Raw genomic sequence first — 17,475 nt, forward strand, 5'->3', positions numbered from 1 at the left:
ATCTAATACGGTATGTGAAATTATACAGTCATACTCCCTTTTTGCAATTGCTGAACAAGCATTTTGACGAGAACTTTTATGTTTTTTGCTGAAGAGGCGCTGCCGACACAAGACGGACAGCCTGATTCGCACTGGCATGAGTCGAGGAGTGCCGCGACATCGTTTAAAATGACACTTGTCCGCTCATATACTTCCTTGGCAAGCCCGATTCCTCCTGGGTAAGAATCGTATAAAAATATCGTCGGCAAACCGGAATGGGTCGCCTTCCGTTGTGGCACAACATGAATATCGCCACGGTCACACATAATACGCACAGGCGCAACGTGATGAAGCAAATGAGCCAAAGCTACTAGTGCTTCGTCAAAGTCGCTTTCGCCGATTGCCTCTACTAACTTGGATTTAAACGACAACCACATCCCATTCGTGTGCAACTCTTCTTCTGGTAAATGAATCGGCCCTGAACCGATATTTTCCAACGTGCTAATGCGCAGCTTTTTAAAAATCGTTGCTTTGCCTGTCACGCTAACATCGCCAAATGAAAGCTGGACATCACCCTCTTCCCGGCTCTCGTCTTCTTCAAGCACGCGAAGAGATACAGCCAGATTCGCGTCTGTAAAATATTCAACGCTCACTTCACGGACAAACGCTTTTTTTTCATCCCAATCTAATTGTTCAACTTGATATTGAACGCCTTCATGTAAATAAATCGCTTCCTCATGCAAGAGCGTCATTGCGCTAAAGCGGTCCATTTCGCCAATAACGCGATGATTGGTGACATCTGATTGATCAATAATGACGACGTTTTCTTGTGAAGCTGAGCGTAAACTAATCCCATGGGCTGGAAAAGCGTCGCTCATCCAATGCCATTTGCCGTTGTTGGCATGGAGTACATGCTGCTCTGTTAAGTAATCTAAATAGTCATCAACGACCTCACCACCAAAGACGTCTCCCGTTGAAAACGGCAGCTCGTAGGCGGCACATTTTAAATGGTCGATAAAAATAACAAGATTATGAGGGTTTAACCTTGCTGTTTCTGGCGGCCGTTCAAAAAAATAGTGTGGATTTTTTATCATATATTGGTCGAGTGGTGTAGAGGCGGCAACCATAATTACACACGACTCTTTTTGCCTCCGTCCAGCACGACCTGCCTGCTGCCAAGAGCTGGCAATGCTACCAGGATAGCCAGTCATGATGCAAACTTCCAGTTGGCCAATGTCAACGCCAAGCTCCAACGCATTGGTGGATACGACTCCTTTAATCTCTCCTGAACGGAGCCCTCTTTCAATTTCACGGCGTTGTCTCGGCAAATAGCCGCCACGGTAGCCTCTGATTGCTGATCGGTTAAATGTCCGTTTCGTCAATTCTTGGAGCCTGCTTAAAATCAGTTCAACACGCACTCTACTTTTCGCAAACACAATCGTTTGGATTCCTTCTTTTAAAAACATTCCCGCCAGCTCATTCACTTTGGCCACAGCGCTTTGCCGAATTTGCAAAGGCTCATTCACTAACGGCGGATTGTAAAACAGGAAGTGTTTTTTTCCACGTGGTGCCCCATTGTCATCAATTAAGTCAAACGTTGACCCAGTTAACTCTTGGGCCAGCTCTTTCGGATTCGCAATCGTCGCTGAAGTGCATATAAATTGAGGGTTAGCGCCGTAATATGCACAAATCCGCTTAAGCCGAGCGATGACATTGGCGACATGGCTGCCAAAAACACCCCGGTACGTATGAAGTTCATCAATGACAATATAGCGCAAGTGCTCAAAAAACGATACCCACTTTGTATGATGGGGCAAAATTGCCGCATGAAGCATATCGGGGTTTGTTAGGACGATATGGCCTGCTTTGCGAATCGACGTACGAATTTGCGGAGCTGTGTCGCCATCGTATGTATGGCATTTAATATCCATCCCTATATCGGCAATCATGCCATGCAAATCGCTCATTTGGTCTTGTGCAAGCGCCTTTGTCGGAAATAGGTACAGCGCCCGGCTATGTGGAGAAGAAGCGATCGTATGTAGAACAGGCAAATTGTAGCACAGTGATTTCCCAGACGCTGTCGGGGTAACAGCAACAAAATGCTTGTTGGCTAATGCCTTTTGAAAGGCTTCTGCTTGATGTGTATACAGTTCACCAATCCCTTTTTTTCGCAAGGCCTGGCAAATGTTAAAATCCAATTCTGCTGGAAAAGGCACTGTCTTCGCTTCTAGCGGAGCAATTTCTTTCCAGTAAGATACATTTTCATCTTTCTTTAACTGGTTCATAAGCTGTGGCAAACGCCGTTTAAACATGGAACCACCTCATTTATTGTCTATCCCCATTTTAGCGAATGGTTGTTCTCTTGGCTACACGTAACCACTCATAAAAAAATTCTGAAAGATGGCTGGCAAAGGACAGGCATTCATGTATAATGAAAACATATTTCGATTAACGAAACATAGGAGGCTATTATGGACTTAACAAAACGTCAAGATGTCCCTGTAGAGGAAACGTGGGATTTAACGGCCCTGTTCCCTAATGATGAAGCATGGAAAGCAGCACTTGCCGACGTAAAAGAACAAAGCGCTAAGCTTCCTGTTGGTGAGAAACTTGGGGAGCGCCCTGAACATTTGCTAAACGGTCTCCAAGCAAGAGAAGCGCTATTGGAAAAAGCGGTTCTGGTAATAACACATGCTTCTCTTTCTTTAGCAGGAAATGGAGCTGATGAGATCGCTCAAGCAAATGCAAGCCGAGTTGAAGAAACACAAGCACTCATCCAAGCTAAATTAGCAAAGCTGGAAGCTGATATTATCGCATTGCCGACTGGATTAATCGAGCAATTCCGCAAGTCCCTTCCTGAGCTCGAACGGTTTAGCGTCTATTTGGACAAGCTGTTAGCAAAGCAGCCCTATACCCTTTCTGCTGAAACGGAAGAAGCCCTTGCCGCTCTGTCGCCCGTTCTGTCAGCGCCATACAGCACGTATTCACAAAGCAAAGCTGCTGATATGTCGTTTCCTGCTTTTAAAGGGGCAAACGGCCAGGATAAGCCCCTTTCATTCGCCCGTTTTGAAGACCAGTATGAGCTTTCGCCAAATACAGAAGAACGGAGAAATGCGTTTCACGTTTTCGACGACACGTTAAAAACATATGAACATACGTACGCGAAATTGTTTGCAACCGAGGTATCAAAGAATGTCACAATCGCTCGCCTCAGAGGGTTTAAGTCGGCCGAAGCCATGCTTCTCCACGATCAGGACGTCAACGAAACGATGTACCATAACCAGTTGGACACGATTTATGAAGAACTTGCTCCTCATATGCGCCGTTACGCGACGCTAAAAAAAGATGTCCTTGGCCTTTCTGAGCTTCGTTTTGAAGATTTAAAAGCACCACTTGACCCAGAGTTTGAACCAGAAACGACCTATGACAACGCATTTGCAACTATCATTGACGCACTTCGCGTATTTGGCGACGACTATGTGGACATGTTGCAAACGGCAAAGACGGACCGCTGGGTTGACCGTGCCGACAATATTGGCAAAGCAACAGGCGCTTTCTGTTCTAGCCCATATGGGGCACACCCTTACATTTTACTGACTTGGAAAAATACGATGCGCGGCGGGTTTATTCTTGCTCACGAATTAGGGCATGCAGGTCATTTTTATCTTGCCAATGCCCATCAGCCTCTCAGTGCGACTCGCCCATCGATGTATTGCATTGAAGCGCCGTCAACGATCAACGAATTGTTTTTAGGGAACCACTTGCTTAAACAGACAGACGATCCTCGTATGAAACGTTGGGTGCTGTTGCAATTTATTGGAACGTATTATCATAACTTTGTTACACACCTGCTCGAAGGGGTTTTCCAACATCGTGTCTATCGCTATGCTGAAGAAGGCGTGCCTCTGACCGCTGTTTTGCTTCGACAAACCAAGCAGGAAGTCATTGCCGGTTTCTGGGGCGATGCCGTTCACATTGACGAGCGTGCTGGCCGGACATGGATGAGGCAGCCTCATTACTACAAGGGCCTCTATCCGTACACGTATTCTGCTGGCTTAACGGCAGCGACAAAAGCGTACTCCCTTTATGAAAAAAACGGCCAGGCAGCGATTGACCGCTGGCTAGACATGCTCAAGGCAGGTGGAACCAAAAAACCATTGGATTTATTTAAAATGGCCGGAGTCGACATGGAAAATAAAGAAACAATCCGCGATGCAGTTGCCTACGTTGGACGTCTCATCGAGAAACTTGAACAAAGTTACTAAGCAACGCTCACACTGTTCGCCCAGTCGAACAACGAAGATTAAGAGCGTTTGGCTACAGTTTAAAAACCCGCCTGCTGGAGGCGGGTTTTTTCATGCATAAGCGCAGCTAATTATTGCACACTAACAATAAAAGAAGGAGGCTCTGGTTGTGGCAACAGATTATATAGGCATTTCATACGACGATATCAAAAACAACATCCAGGCCGCCTTCCAAGAGCAAGGCGATTTTGTTAGCAAAGAGATCACCATTCCTGGTTATGGGCAAAAATGTTGCTTATTCTTCCTTGGATCGCAAATAAGTTGGAAAGTCATTGCAGAAGTCGGCTTAAATATTGAGAAAATGAGTGGTTCCGAACGTTTTGACGCTGCTTTATGTTCTTTGCTTGCACCAACATTAAGCAAAACCACCCTTTTTCTAGATGAAATGGTCATGGCCATTTTTGAAGGCAATACAGTTGTAGTAGCCGAACACTTATCGATTGCCTTTATTCTCCGTACGCACGCGCCGAAAAAGAGAAGTTTTGCTGAACCGACCACTGAAAAAGTTGTCCGTGGCCCGAAACTCGCTTACATAGAAGACTTAGACGATAATATCGGCCTAACAAGGCAAATGGTGAACAGTAAAAATTTAAAAGTAGAAGAGCACCAAATCAAAGAAAATGAAAGCATCAAAACATTGTCGCTCCTTTATATCAAAGGGCTTGCCGATGAAGGAATTATCGCTGACATTACCGATCGCCTCCATAAGATTAAAACAACCGAGATTCAAGATTCAGGCATGATTGAAGAGTTGATCGAAGATGCACCTTTTTCTCCTTTTCCACAAGTACAGAGTACAGAGCGCCCAGACCGGGTTACCGCTGCCTTAAACGATGGCCGCCTTGTTCTTTTTGTCGCTAATTCGCCGTTCGCCTTGATTTTGCCGACCACGTTCGATATGTTGTTGCAGTCTCCAGATGACTATTATGAACGTTGGATTGCCAGCGGCTTTCTCCGTTCCCTGCGTTATATGTCGTTGTTTATAACCGTGTTTCTATCATCGCTTTACATTTCATTTGTTTCGTTCCACCATGGGCTTTTGCCGACAGACGTGGCTATGACGATCATCGCCACCAGGGAAGACATTCCGTTCCCACCTATTTTAGAAGTGTTAATTATGGAAGTGACGATTGAATTGCTGCGCGAAGCGGGGATACGCTTGCCAACGCCCCTTGGGCAAACGATTGGCCTAGTCGGCGGCGTTATCATCGGCCAAGCGGCAGTAGACGCCAATATTGTCAGCTCACTCATGGTCATTATTGTCTCGATTACAACCATTACTTCCTTTACCGTACCAAGCTACAGCTTTGGTCTGTCGTTTCGCCTCCTTCGTTTTGGAGCGATTATTATTTCTTCGGTTATAGGGCTCGTTGGCGTGATGCTCTTCTTTTTGTTCGTGTTAATCCATTTGTCGAAACTAACAAGCTTTAAACAGCCTTATTTATCAGGCAAGTTCTTTTTTTATAACCAAAAATGGAAAAAAATTTTCTTGTTGGTATCGAAAAAGAGAACGCTTAGAAAGCCAAAAGGGAGCGGAGCTTAGCCATGATTCCCAAACAGACGCTATCGACTATACAGTTAACCGTCTTAACAGCAACCACATTGCTCGGTGTAGAATTTTTGATTTTGCCCCGCGTGTTGACGGTAACGGCAAATTCAACGGACGGCTGGCTAACGATTGTGGCTGGAGCGCTTTATACATTCATTCTCACTTGCTTAGCGCTCTACTTCATGGGCCGTCACCATGCGACTGACCTCTACACTTACGGGTATATGAGTTTCGGCAAAATCGGCGGCACATTGCTTCTTTTTTTAATCAATGTTTACTTTTGGTTGTCTTCAAGTTATCAAATTGCCGCTATGGCGGAAATGATCCGTTTTTATTTGCTACCATCGACGCCGACTTCCTTAATAAAAGTGCTCATTTTTTTATTAATTGCCTACTTGCTAAGCGGAAACTTGCAAACGATTTTGCGCGTCTCATCGATTATCTTTCCACTCACCCTTTTAGTGGCAGGGACGATTTTATTGTTTAGCATTAAAGAAATGGACATTGGCCACATGAATCCGCCCTTCACAAACGGGGTTACCAATGTCCTATTTAATCCGAATGGTGTCTTTTTCCCTTTTGCAGGAATTGAAATCGTTTATTTCCTTCTTCCTTTTGTCAACAAAAAAGCAAAAATAAGCCTTTCTGTCCTCAGCACACTTGTGCTCCTCTCAGTCATTTACATTATTACTTATTTGATCGTTGTTTTAAATTTAGGGGAACGGGAAGTCAAAACGCTTGTTTGGCCAACGATTTCGTTTATCCAGTCGTTTGAAACAGAGGGGATTTTCATTGAAAGAATGGAAGGATTTTTGCTAAGCGCATGGATCATGCAGTTTTTCTCCACGAGCGTCATTTATAGCTTTTTGTCAGGGTATTCCCTTCGCAAATACACAAAGTTAAAAAAGTCTTTCTCTGGAATGGCGGTTGCCGTTGTCATTAGCATGGTCGTCTGCTTATGTTTTCAACACACATTAGATATAAGAATACTGCGTCTGATGAGTTTTTATGGATTCGAAGTGGTGTTGTTGCTTCCGTTTGTATACTTTCTTATTTACTCGATCAAAAGGAAGGTGGTCCGATGAAACGCCTGTTTTTAGCAAGTGTTGCGGTTATACTATTATTGTCAGGTTGTTGGGATAGCCGAAATATGGAAGACGTGACGTTAAACCTTGGCATTGGCGTTGATGTGACAGAAGAAGGGCTTATTTCGGTTACGAACCAAGTGATCGTGCCCCCCGCTGAACAAGGTGGTTCGTCCGGCTATAACAACGTCACTGGTGAAGGCCCGACCTTTCACGCTGCAATCCGTGATGTTACAACGTTGGAATTCCCGGTGTTCAGCCAACATCAGTCTATTGCCGTTTTTAATGAGGGCGTTTTACGAGGCAAACGCACGTTAGAGAGTTTGATTAACCAAATGATTCGCGACGATCATGTTCGCCGCAGCTCCCTTGTGCTCCTTACGAATGAGCCGACAAAAGATGTACTAGTTGCTCCCGATGAATCGACGATCCCCGCACGTTTTATTGCCGAGCTGTTTGGAAACCGCACACACTCGACTGCGATTTTAAAAGAATCTACGTTAAGCTCTGTTTCATCGGACTTGCAGGAGGATTTGACGTTTCCTATGCAAATGGTCGTCAGTGATAACGGCAGTGCCTCATTAAGCGGTTCTGGTATCTTTAAAAAGGGCAAACTACTTAAACCGTTGTTAAACGAGCAAGACAACATCCGCCTTAACTGGCTTTCAGGGGAACTAGAAGGCGGCATCATCGTTTCTGAATGTAATGGCGATCCGCTCACATTTGAAATTCTTGAGGTCGAGGTCCCTGACATCGAGCCAACGTATCAAAACGGCCACTTTCATTTCCATATTCACCAGCATTTTTCCGGCCGAATCTCCGAAAACTGGGACACACGGGATGAAAGTTTTTCCGATGATTACTTGCAAACATGCATGGCCGCAGTGAAAAAGACGGTCGAAGACGGAGCGTCAAACATGATGGAGCGGTTGCAAAAGGAATACAAAGCGGACGCAGCGCGGCTCTATTTGGAAGCGCAACTCGCTTATCCAAAATTATGGCAACAAATTCGCGACGATTGGGATGATGTTTATTTTGCCAATGCTTCTTTTGATTATGAGCTAACAATTGAAGTCATAGACTTAGGAGCAAAAGCTAGCCGCCGCAACAATCCACAAATTAAATGAGGCTGCAGGCAAAAGTCGTTACGTTTGCTTGTCTTCACTCGCCTGCAACAATGCTTTATAGCCAGAACGCGTCAACTGGTTGTCTTCATCAATAAAGTCTGATTTCGCTAATGCTTCGGCACTCTCTTTAGAAAGACGTGGAATCAAGCGCTGAATTTCTTCATTCAATGCTGTAAATGACCCTGTTTCCAATACGTCCTGATCGATGGAAGCGGCAATTTCTTTCATCGGCGATTCACGGACAAAAAAACGTTTTGTGCCACGCATTAACGTCATCAGCCGGCTCGAAGCTGTCAGCCATTCTTGGCGGATTCGCGAAGTTTCACTATCGGCTTGCTGAAGGCGTTCGCGCATCGTTGATTTCTCAGCTTCTTCCAGCTCCGCTTTATTCAACAGCTCTTCAAATAGCCGCGTCCGGTCAAGGTCTAATTTTTGCAGTTGGAATTCTTTTTCTTCCAGTGCTCTTAAATCATGTTCTTTTGTTTTCTCAAACTCCGTTTGTTCCTGTCGGGCAAGCTCTGCTGATGAAGCTTGCTTTCTTTTCATTTCTTCCAGTTCTCGCTCAATTTTTTTCGTTTTTGCAACGAACACATACATAAGGGCAACTAGGCTTGCCAACACGACAATCTTGTACCAAATATCGCTCCATATGGCGACAATGATAATGGCTACAAGAGCAATCCCTGCAAAAATGTAGGAGCTTGTAGGGTATTTTCCTTTATTTGTAGTCAATTTCAATCGACCTCCCTTTTCTCGCCCATCTTTTTTGCATTCTAGCGGGTTCACACATGTTTGTCTAGAAAAAGATTATCAAAAAAAACGGCAGAGCAACCTGCCGTTTATTCTGGAAACATTCGCTTGTACCATGTTTTTGCTGCATGGATTTCTTCAACAGTCAGCTCGTGTCCTCCTTCTGTCCAATGAACATCGGAGGCAGCGCCGGCAGTTTGCAAATCCGCTAGCAATTGTTCTGTCAGCGGTGCAGGTATGAGAGGGTCATGCTTGCCTGCCCCTAGAAATACAGCCGTATTCTGCAAGGAAGGCAACGCCTCTTTTTCTTGAGGCACCATCGCGTGGAACAAAATAGCCCCTTTAAACGGGTTGCTGTATTCGTACATTAAATTAGCGGCAATATTTGCCCCATTTGAATAGCCGACTACAATGACATTGTCACGGTCAAAACCGTACATTTCTGCGGCTTGATCAAGAAAGGCATACAATTCACTCGTCCGCTTTTGTAAATCTTCCTTGTCAAACACGCCTTCAGCCAAGCGCTTAAAAAACCGAGGCATCCCATTTTCACTTACATTGCCACGCACCCCTAAAACAGAGGCACGCCCGTCAATCATCTCGGCAATCGGCAATAGGTCACGCTCATTTCCTCCCGTGCCGTGAAGCAACACAAGTGTGGGAGCAGCGCTGTGTTTCGCTTGTTGGAAAATATGTTTGTGCTCAGTCATTTCTTTCCTACTCCTCTCGTTTTACATACAACGGCCGTAAATTCGCCTCTATTTCTCCACGCTTCGCCTCTAAATAGGGTGGAAGTGCAAGGCGTTGGCCAAGGGATTCATATGGTTCGTCTACTTCAAATCCTGGACCGTCTGTCGCTAGCTCGAATAAAATGCCATTCCGGTCACGTGTATAGATGGATTGGAAGTAGTAGCGTTCGACAATGCCTGAATGAGCTACCCGGTTCGTAGAAAGCCATTTTTCCCATTTTCCAAGTTCCTCTTTTGATCGGACCCGGAAAGCAACATGGTGGACACTCCCCCGACCAGGGCGTTCTTTATGTGATTCTGTGTCTTCTTTTAAATAGATTTCTGCTCCTGCTCCACCTGCGCCTGTGACATAGAGTGAAGTGCTCTTGCTTACTTCACGTTCTAATCGGAAGCCAAAGATATCTGTAAGCACGTTCGCAGTGACGGTTCGATCGGAAACGGTTATTTCCATAGGGCCCAGTCCATAAATGCCATACTGTTCCGGTACAGGGCTGTGCAGCCATGGTTTTCCACTGTTGTCGGTCCGTTCGTCCGCCACAAGCAACAAACGCTGACCTTCAAAGTCTTCAAACAAAAGCCTGCTTCTCTCCCCTTCCGTTTGAATCCCTTTATGGATTACACCTAGTCCACTAAACCGGTCACTCCAATAGGAAAGCGCTTCATAGGAAGGTACCCTTAACCCTGTGCGCGAGATGCTATTTGTGCCACGATACGTTCTGCCTGCCATCGGGATTTCAAAAAACGTCAACTCCGTGCCAGGATTGCCCCTTTCATCTGCATAAAACAAATGGTACATAGATGGATCGTCTTGGTTAACCGTTTTTTTCACAAGCCGCATCCCTAGCACGTTTGTGTAAAAATCTACATTATTCTTAGCGTCAGCCGTGATCGCCGACACATGATGATGGCCAATTAATGGGAGCATGTCCATTGCTCGTCTCCTTTTTCAGCGCTTCCGCCCTAACGTCGTTTTTCGGTACATAAAGATAAATACATTCAATTATCCGAATCGCGTCCCTTGTCATTATCCTTTTTGCCCTTTTCAGTGTACCATTATACGGGAACGTTGCAACTAAAACGAGCCACACTGTTCATCGAACAATATAGCTCGTACGCAAATCGTTTAAGTTCGCTTTGCAGATTTCAAATGGGCAATCTCATCTTCCAAGAGCGCTACGTATTGTTCATACATTTCAATAAATGCTTCACGGCGATATTGTTGTTCTTCTTCCTTCATCTCCTCGATTTTATGCTTCAGTTCTTCTTTTGAAGGCTGACGCTGTTCCATTGTGTCCCCTCCCAGTTCTCCTTTTTACGATACCATTCCCGTTGCAAAGAAAGTAAAACGTCTGCAACTGCCTTAAATCAGTTACTTTGTATCTCAATTTGTGTTATAACAGACGTTGATTCCAGAGCAAAAAAAAAAACAGGGCATCTGCCCTATGCGTAATAATTGTTAATCATCTCTAGAATTGTCAGTTCTTCTTCCCGTTCTTGTTCAACTTGTTTGGTTTGCTCTCCCATGGCTCACACTCCTTGAATGGTTATAAAGCTGTTTCTCTCTATAGCAATAGTATATGCTCTTTGTATCATAACAGTCAACACCTTTTTTCTATTGTTTTATAACAAATAAAAAACAACCCCTTAGCTAAGGGATTGTTTTTTTAGCGCATAGTTTTGAATGGCGTAAGCAACGCCATGCTCATCATTTGTTTTCGTAACAAGATCAGCTTGTTTTTGAATCTCTCCTGGAGCGTTTCCCATTGCAACGGCCAAGCCTGCTTTTTGAAACATTGACACATCATTAAAATTATCGCCAACTGCCATCACGTCTTTTGGAGAAATGCCTAGTGATTGTGCGAACCGCTCTACCGCAATGCCTTTTTGGGCATTGACATCGGTAATTTCGAGGTTGTCTGCTGCAGAAGCGCTGACGGCAAGGCTTTTGTCTAACTCTAGCCTGTCTCTAGCGCTCATGAGCCGTTCAGCGTTGAGTGAAAATGCAAGGAGTTTAAGTACAACCGCTCCGTCTTCGAGCAGTTTTTCGTAACAATCGATCAATTTGATTGAGCCATTGTCAAAACGATCTTTGGCGAATGTCATGATTTCTTGCTCAGACAATTTCGCTCCTGTTGATTTCAAGACGTCGACTACAACGGCAAGGCCCGTTTCATAATCGTCGGAATAAACGCCTTCATTTGTATACACTTCAAAATATACATTTTCATCTTTTAAGACTGCCATCGCACGGCGGACTTGGTCTGCATTTAGAACGGCTTCATACAGAAGTCGTCTGTGTTCGTCATGGATTTGCGCGCCATTCGCACTAATGATCGGCAATGATAACCCCGTTCTTTTTAAAGGGACTGTTGCCTCGTAAAGATCTCTCCCTGTTGCAATCGCGACAATCGCGCCTTGCTTTTGTGCTGCTTTGATCGCTTCTTCATTTTCTTTCGATACAGAGCGTTTTTCATCAAGCAGCGTCCCATCCATATCAGTGACAATTAGCTTCACGCGCTCACTCCTTTCGCATTCATTTTAAGGGAAATCAATTGCTATTTGCAAATAAGGGCTTTTGTCTAAAGGAATAGTTTTGTGTTTACGCGACATACTACAGGCAACACAAAGCGAAAGAAAGGATGGTCGAAATGGGAAAGAAACCGTTTGTCGCTCTCTTATTTGCAGTGCTTGCTTTATCCGCTTGTGTCGATGGAGCTTCTCCTGGCAAAGCATCAGATGAAATCAAAGGGCTGTCCAGCCAATTGGATGTCCACCACGCTCAAAAAGAACATTCAAAAGCAGCGGAAAACTATGCCCGCGCCTTTGAACAGTATGTTGATGAAGCTGCTCCTGTACTGGTACAATTGCAAGAGGCGGTCACGACAGGAAATAACAGCGAAGCGGCTGCGCTTACAGAGCTTCTAGCCGACAAAGCAAAAGAACATGAGCGAACAAACACGTTTCCACCACCATTTGCTGGAGGATTTAAGGATATCCACCATTCCTATACGGTGAGCTTAGGTGAACTTGAACAGGCGCTAAACACCCATTCATATGAGGCCGAGCAGCAACATTACAGCAATGCTTCCTTATCGTTTCGATTAATGAGGCGTGAATATGAGTCGCTCATTACGGAATATGGCATTAAAGCTAGCCCTTCGTAGCAATTTGTCGAAGCTTGACTCTTTTTCCTTTTATTTGACTAGTTTTGTTAAAGCATTTTTCTTCTTGCCTGATTTTCGCTATAATACGAAATGGAAAATGAAAATGTAAAGGCGGAGTGGCAGAATGATTTATATTGATATTGAAGTGAAACGCAACGAAATGCATTTAATGGCCGGTAAATATGGGATGACTTCTAAAAAAACCGTTCAATGTTCACAGGAACTAGATGTTCTATTAAATTGCTTGGAATCCCACCGCTATAGAAAGACCAATAAATAGTTTGCAAACTGGAATAAAATCTGGTAAGGTTAAGCCATAAAATTGAACAGATGTGAGAGTAGAGGCGCGTAAACGATCAGTACGGCTGCTGAGGAATTGGGATCTGTTTGAACCAGCCGGAAAGGGGTTTATGCCGAAATGGGCGGTTTTCCCAAAAGCCGTGCCATTGGGGCTGTTTCTGAACAAGGGCAGCACTGTCATACGGACGTATGGGGGGCTATCTCAAACTTGGAAAACGACCCGTTTGCCCAATGCAACAATGAGCCTCTGTCATTGTTGTTTTTTTGTGTCTCTACTCGCCACCTATTTAGGAGGATTCCCATGGATTTTGGCTACCTGATGACGGCAATGGTCACACCTTTTACAAAAGAAAATGCCTTAGATGTGAACGGCATACGTACGCTTATAAACCATTTAGCAAACAATGGGACGGATACGGTCGTCATCCATGGCACTACAGGTGAAGCCCCAACGCTGACAGTTGAAGAAAAACAAACGCTCCTCTCAGTCGCGGTGGCAGAAGCAGCCAATGCTAAAATAAAGGTGATTGCCGGCATTGGCGCAAACAGTACACAACAGGGCGTACAAATGGCACAGGCAGCTGAGCAAGCAGGAGCGGATGGGCTGATGGTCGTTGTTCCTTATTACAACAAGCCATCCCAAGAAGGGATCTACCAACATATTGCCCAAGTGGCCCAATCCACGCCGCTACCTGTCATGCTTTATAACGTGCCGGGCCGTACAGGCGCTGACATGAGTGCAGAAACGGCATTGAGGCTGGCTGCGATTGACCAAGTGTTTGCCATTAAAGAAGCGAGCGGAAATATCGATAAAGTAACGGAAATTTTGCGTCTAGCACCAGAAGGCTTTTCTGTATACAGCGGCGATGACTCGTTGACGCTGCCAATGATGGCAGTCGGCGCCAAAGGCGTTGTCTCCGTTGCCTCCCATATCGTTGGCCGGCAAATGAAACAAATGATCGACGCTTTTGCAACTGGTGAGCCTCTGCTTGCTGCCTCGATCAATCATAAGCTGTTTCCTGTCATGAAAGCAATGTTTATGGCACCGAGCCCTGCTCCTGTCAAAGAAGCGCTTGTTCACTATGGGTTACCAGGCGGTGCGGTGCGGCTGCCGCTAGTCGGACTTAATGAAGAGGAAAAAAACGAGCTCCAAGCGGTTCTTGAATCGTTTTTGCCAATAACTAGCGGTGCGGTTGCCTCCTCATGAAAAAAAGTCCCCTCCTGTACGTATGAGGGGACCTTTTTTATGTAGTTAAGCACCTTTAGAAACTGTATTCCTTCCTAACTTCTTTAAGCAGCTGCAAACTTTTAATAGCCCAATCACTGTCGTCGTTTTGCAAACGTTCGCAAGCAGCTTCCCAGGCAGCTTTTAAGGAAGTTTCGTAGTCTGGCAGCTCCCCTTCATACGCTTTCACAGTCGAAAACGGCACCCATGCCTTTTCCAAATAGGCAAGCGCTTTCCGCTCGTGGAAAAAGGGAACGTCTATTTGTTTAGGGTGATGCAAATCACCCTGGTTCGGATGGGTAAGGACAGCAAGTACTTGAAACAGCGCCCTATTTTCTTCCTTCCTCACCTCTAGCACATTGCCGATATAAATACCTGATTTATACTTTGCCTGTGACAGTTCCATCGCATCCTCCCTCCTATCAAACAAGTTGAAAAATCAACACCAAAAAAGCAACGGCGCTACAAAGTGCAAATGGGGCAGTCCAATACAGCAACGGCTTTTTATTTCGCATAACCCCAAGGAGCGCTAGTCCGCCAAAAAGGCCTGCCGCGAAAAAACAGCCCAGCAAGGCAACCATGTAGGCCAAATCTGACGCGCCCATTATAAACCCGGCACAAGCGCCGTGAATAAGTTCCAAAGAAACTCAGACATAGGCACAAAGTATTGATAATTAAATTCCTGAAGGCGGTCATTTTCGACAAATAGTTCTAGAACGACAAGTAAAAACGTGCCACTCATAGACAAAATCGCGGCAGCTAGCACGACAACGAGCAACCCAATATAGGCGCAGACAAGGCGAACTAGCCATTTTAACCAAAATGGACGGGGCTTTCTGAATTTTTTCTCAGCTTCCATCTAACGATTCCTCCATCACTAGTCTCTTTCTCTACTGTACCAAAGAATGAGCCCTTAAGGGAATCGAAAATCTACTAATTGACGACAATTCTAGTAACAAAAAACCTCACGCTAAATAAAGCGGAGGTTCGAGACTATAGCCTGTGTGAATTCGTCCTTCAAACCTCAGGCTGAATAAAGCGGAGGTTCATTTTTTCCCCAATAAATGGTTCCAAGTTCATAGTGGCCGTGGAAATTGTCCTGTAGCACATGGTAATGAAATTGAAACACGTGGCCTTTTTTGGGTGGTCGGTTCAGGCGCACATGGAAACGGAGCAAATCATCGCCTGTTTTTTTATTGTAAATATGCATGATTTTCTCTCCGCGCCCTGGAGCTGGTGCGTGGGAAACGGTGATTTCAGCTAAATCATCGATTTGTACACTGCTTAGCAATTGTGAGACTGCTTGTTTCAAGCTAGGCATAATGATTTCCTTATAAGCAGGCTCAATTTTAGGTGAAATCGCTTGTCCAAATTTTTGCAAGCCTTGTTTGTACGCTTCGTCCATAATAAAACGTTCCGTAAGCCAATAATGAGTTAGTTCAATGTCTTCGTATTGGTCCGAATAGCCGACTACTACATCAAGTAAATGATACTCTTTGGCGTCAGCTTTCTGTACCAACGCTTTTGCATCAGCTCTCTGTTTTGTCTCACGGTCAAACAAAGAATCAAATATTGGTAGATGAAAAGATAGAAAGGTTAGCATGACCATCATCATGCTTTTTAGACGACGAATCATGCCTACACCAGCCTTTCACATGTTCCATTTTTCCCTCATTATCGCACGCATCCACCTGCTTTGCCTATAGAAAAATAGGAAAAAAGCTAAAAAAATTACGGCAAACGGGTGCTGCCCATTAAATAGCGATCACATTCCCGTGCTGCTTCACGCCCTTCATGGATCGCCCATACGACGAGACTTTGGCCGCGGCGATTGTCGCCTGCAGCAAAAATGCCAGGCTTCGAGGTCGTATATTTACCGTATGGCGCTTTTACAGTCGTCCTACTTGTCGTTTCAATACCAAGTTGTTGCAACAGTTCTTGCTCTGGGCCAGTAAAGCCAATGGCAAGGAGAACAAGATCCGCTTTCCACGTCCGCTCGGTGCCAGGGATTTCCGTCCTGATTTTCTGACCGTCTTTGATTTCAGTCGTCACTTCGACTGTTTGTAAGCCAGTCACTTGGCCGTCTTGATCTCCGAAAAACGCCTTTGTTTGCAACATGTAGGAGCGGGGGTCTTTTCCGTAAACAGCCATCGCCTCTTTATGAGCATCTTCAACTGTATGAATAATCGGGTACAATGGCCATACGTTATCTCCGCTTCTCATAGCGCCTTTTTGCTTATTAATGTCAAATTGGGTAACGGACGCGGCCCCATGACGAATAGAGGTAGTAATGCAGTCTGCGCCGGTGTCGCCGCCACCAATGACAATGACATGTTTGCCTTTGGCGGAAATAAACTCTCCGTCAGCGAGTTGGGAGTTTAATAGGCTTTTTGTGTTAGCGGTCAAAAAGTCCATCGCGTAATGAATGCCTTTTAACTCTTTGCCAGGCGCCTGGACTTCTCGTGGCTTTGTTGCCCCTGTCGCTAAAATCACTGCATCGAATGAAGCTTCAAGTTCTTCGGCTGTAATGTCTACACCGATTTCAACTTCTGTTTTAAAGGTAATGCCTTCTGCTTCAAGGAGCTGAACACGTCGCTCTACCACCTCATTCGCCAACTTCACATCAGGAATGCCATAAGTAAGCAGGCCGCCAATGCGGTCATCGCGTTCAAATACCGTTACGGTGTGACCGGCTTTGTTGAGCTGTGCTGCCGCAGCTAAACCAGCGGGGCCAGAACCGACAACAGCAACGTGTTTTCCGGTCCGCGTTTTTGGCGGCTCCGGTTGAATCCAGCCTTCTTGAAAGCCACGCTCAACGATATGGTATTCAATTGATTTAATCGTTACGGCATCGCCGTTAAGAGCAACCGTACAGGAACCTTCACAAGGTGCCGGGCAGACACGACCTGTAAATTCGGGAAAATTGTTCGTTTTATGGAGTCGGTCCAGCGCTTCACGCCATTTCCCCCGGTACACTAAGTCATTCCATTCTGGAATGAGGTTGTAAACAGGACATCCGATTTCTCCTGAACCTGCCATTGTCGTTCCCGCTTGGCAAAATGGGATTGCACAGTCCATACATCGTGCCCCTTGTTGCCGCAGTTTGTCTTCCGGCATAAAAACCTGGAATTCCTGCCAATTTTTCGTCCGTTCAAACGGGTCTCTCTTGTGCGGTGCTTCCCGTTTATATTCTAAAAAACCTGTCGGCTTCCCCACTGTTCTTCACTCCCTGCTGTTAAACCT

At 45.2% G+C, this 17,475-nt stretch carries 17 protein-coding genes and 1 riboswitch; of the genes, 7 read left to right on the top strand and 10 right to left on the bottom strand.

Translation table 11 applies throughout. The features are described from left to right. Positions 1-20: 20 nt before the first annotated feature. Positions 21-2,291 carry a DEAD/DEAH box helicase gene (locus tag N6H06_RS09970; RefSeq protein WP_263706207.1) on the bottom strand — a complete coding sequence of 757 codons (2,271 nt, stop codon included), beginning with the start codon at positions 2,289-2,291 and terminating at the stop codon, positions 21-23. A gap of 159 nt (positions 2,292-2,450) precedes the next feature. On the opposite strand from N6H06_RS09970, the gene pepF reads away from it, so the two are divergent. From pepF to N6H06_RS09990, 4 genes are all read left to right on the top strand, one after another. After that, positions 2,451-4,244, top strand: coding sequence for an oligoendopeptidase F (pepF, locus tag N6H06_RS09975; RefSeq protein WP_212953609.1), 1,794 nt, complete (start codon positions 2,451-2,453; stop codon positions 4,242-4,244). 148 nt (positions 4,245-4,392) lie between these two features. After that, on the top strand, positions 4,393-5,826 hold the full coding sequence (locus N6H06_RS09980) for a spore germination protein (RefSeq protein WP_263706210.1): 1,434 nt from the start codon (positions 4,393-4,395) through the stop codon (positions 5,824-5,826). Between the two features lie 2 nt (positions 5,827-5,828). After that, positions 5,829-6,917, top strand: coding sequence for a GerAB/ArcD/ProY family transporter (locus tag N6H06_RS09985; protein WP_263706212.1), 1,089 nt, complete (start codon positions 5,829-5,831; stop codon positions 6,915-6,917). Beyond that, positions 6,914-8,044, top strand: coding sequence for a Ger(x)C family spore germination protein (locus tag N6H06_RS09990; RefSeq protein WP_263706213.1), 1,131 nt, complete (start codon positions 6,914-6,916; stop codon positions 8,042-8,044). The genes N6H06_RS09985 and N6H06_RS09990 overlap by 4 nt, the downstream gene beginning before the upstream one ends. Positions 8,045-8,062: 18 nt before the next feature. Here the strand turns inward: N6H06_RS09990 and N6H06_RS09995 are convergent, their stop codons facing one another. The 5 genes from N6H06_RS09995 to N6H06_RS10015 form a co-directional block, all read right to left on the bottom strand. Then, positions 8,063-8,776 (bottom strand): hypothetical protein, encoded by a 714-nt coding sequence (locus N6H06_RS09995; RefSeq protein ID WP_263706215.1) that lies wholly within the window; start codon positions 8,774-8,776, stop codon positions 8,063-8,065. A 107-nt stretch (positions 8,777-8,883) separates the two neighbouring features. Further along, a complete protein-coding gene (locus N6H06_RS10000; RefSeq protein ID WP_212953619.1) occupies positions 8,884-9,504 on the bottom strand; it encodes an alpha/beta hydrolase in 621 nt (206 codons plus the stop codon). Between the two features lie 7 nt (positions 9,505-9,511). Continuing rightward, positions 9,512-10,474, bottom strand: coding sequence for a ring-cleaving dioxygenase (locus N6H06_RS10005; protein WP_212953621.1), 963 nt, complete (start codon positions 10,472-10,474; stop codon positions 9,512-9,514). A 192-nt stretch (positions 10,475-10,666) separates the two neighbouring features. Beyond that, the gene (locus N6H06_RS10010) at positions 10,667-10,831 is read right to left on the bottom strand and encodes a hypothetical protein (RefSeq protein WP_212953623.1); all 165 of its coding nucleotides are present in this window, start codon (positions 10,829-10,831) and stop codon (positions 10,667-10,669) included. Positions 10,832-11,187: 356 nt separating this feature from the next. Beyond that, positions 11,188-12,057 carry a Cof-type HAD-IIB family hydrolase gene (locus N6H06_RS10015; protein ID WP_212953625.1) on the bottom strand — a complete coding sequence of 290 codons (870 nt, stop codon included), beginning with the start codon at positions 12,055-12,057 and terminating at the stop codon, positions 11,188-11,190. 134 nt (positions 12,058-12,191) lie between these two features. Between N6H06_RS10015 and N6H06_RS10020 the strand changes: the two genes are divergently transcribed. From N6H06_RS10020 to dapA, 3 genes are all read left to right on the top strand, one after another. Then, positions 12,192-12,707 (top strand): hypothetical protein, encoded by a 516-nt coding sequence (locus N6H06_RS10020; RefSeq protein WP_212953626.1) that lies wholly within the window; start codon positions 12,192-12,194, stop codon positions 12,705-12,707. 124 nt (positions 12,708-12,831) lie between these two features. Further along, a complete protein-coding gene (locus N6H06_RS10025; RefSeq protein WP_082808255.1) occupies positions 12,832-12,987 on the top strand; it encodes an aspartyl-phosphate phosphatase Spo0E family protein in 156 nt (51 codons plus the stop codon). Between the two features lie 51 nt (positions 12,988-13,038). Next, positions 13,039-13,215: riboswitch (Lysine riboswitch) on the top strand. A 93-nt stretch (positions 13,216-13,308) separates the two neighbouring features. Further along, entirely contained in the window at positions 13,309-14,214 is a 906-nt protein-coding gene (gene dapA, locus N6H06_RS10030) for a 4-hydroxy-tetrahydrodipicolinate synthase (RefSeq protein WP_212953627.1), read from the top strand. Positions 14,215-14,269: 55 nt separating this feature from the next. On the opposite strand, the gene N6H06_RS10035 is transcribed toward dapA, so the two are convergent. The 4 genes from N6H06_RS10035 to N6H06_RS10050 form a co-directional block, all read right to left on the bottom strand. Further along, on the bottom strand, positions 14,270-14,638 hold the full coding sequence (locus tag N6H06_RS10035) for a kinase-associated lipoprotein B (protein WP_062746755.1): 369 nt from the start codon (positions 14,636-14,638) through the stop codon (positions 14,270-14,272). Between the two features lie 198 nt (positions 14,639-14,836). After that, on the bottom strand, positions 14,837-15,091 hold the full coding sequence (locus tag N6H06_RS10040) for a hypothetical protein (protein ID WP_062746751.1): 255 nt from the start codon (positions 15,089-15,091) through the stop codon (positions 14,837-14,839). A gap of 165 nt (positions 15,092-15,256) precedes the next feature. Next, positions 15,257-15,868, bottom strand: coding sequence for a YpjP family protein (locus N6H06_RS10045; protein WP_062746749.1), 612 nt, complete (start codon positions 15,866-15,868; stop codon positions 15,257-15,259). Positions 15,869-15,963: 95 nt separating this feature from the next. Continuing rightward, positions 15,964-17,448: a glutamate synthase subunit beta gene (locus N6H06_RS10050; RefSeq protein WP_062746747.1), complete on the bottom strand. Its 1,485-nt coding sequence runs from the start codon at positions 17,446-17,448 to the stop codon at positions 15,964-15,966. Positions 17,449-17,475: the final 27 nt, after the last annotated feature.

Source organism: Shouchella tritolerans (genome assembly GCF_025770735.1).
GTDB lineage: Bacteria > Bacillota > Bacilli > Bacillales > Bacillaceae_D > Shouchella > Shouchella tritolerans.

Coding starts and splice junctions, on each gene's coding strand:
- N6H06_RS09970 (WP_263706207.1), bottom strand. CDS start 2,291: ATGTTTAAACGGCGTTTGCCACAGCTTATGAACCAGTTAAAGAAAGAT.
- pepF (WP_212953609.1), top strand. CDS start 2,451: ATGGACTTAACAAAACGTCAAGATGTCCCTGTAGAGGAAACGTGGGAT.
- N6H06_RS09985 (WP_263706212.1), top strand. CDS start 5,829: ATGATTCCCAAACAGACGCTATCGACTATACAGTTAACCGTCTTAACA.
- N6H06_RS09990 (WP_263706213.1), top strand. CDS start 6,914: ATGAAACGCCTGTTTTTAGCAAGTGTTGCGGTTATACTATTATTGTCA.
- N6H06_RS10000 (WP_212953619.1), bottom strand. CDS start 9,504: ATGACTGAGCACAAACATATTTTCCAACAAGCGAAACACAGCGCTGCT.
- N6H06_RS10005 (WP_212953621.1), bottom strand. CDS start 10,474: ATGGACATGCTCCCATTAATTGGCCATCATCATGTGTCGGCGATCACG.
- N6H06_RS10010 (WP_212953623.1), bottom strand. CDS start 10,831: ATGGAACAGCGTCAGCCTTCAAAAGAAGAACTGAAGCATAAAATCGAG.
- N6H06_RS10020 (WP_212953626.1), top strand. CDS start 12,192: ATGGGAAAGAAACCGTTTGTCGCTCTCTTATTTGCAGTGCTTGCTTTA.
- N6H06_RS10025 (WP_082808255.1), top strand. CDS start 12,832: ATGATTTATATTGATATTGAAGTGAAACGCAACGAAATGCATTTAATG.
- dapA (WP_212953627.1), top strand. CDS start 13,309: ATGGATTTTGGCTACCTGATGACGGCAATGGTCACACCTTTTACAAAA.
- N6H06_RS10035 (WP_062746755.1), bottom strand. CDS start 14,638: ATGGAACTGTCACAGGCAAAGTATAAATCAGGTATTTATATCGGCAAT.
- N6H06_RS10040 (WP_062746751.1), bottom strand. CDS start 15,091: ATGGAAGCTGAGAAAAAATTCAGAAAGCCCCGTCCATTTTGGTTAAAA.
- N6H06_RS10045 (WP_062746749.1), bottom strand. CDS start 15,868: ATGATTCGTCGTCTAAAAAGCATGATGATGGTCATGCTAACCTTTCTA.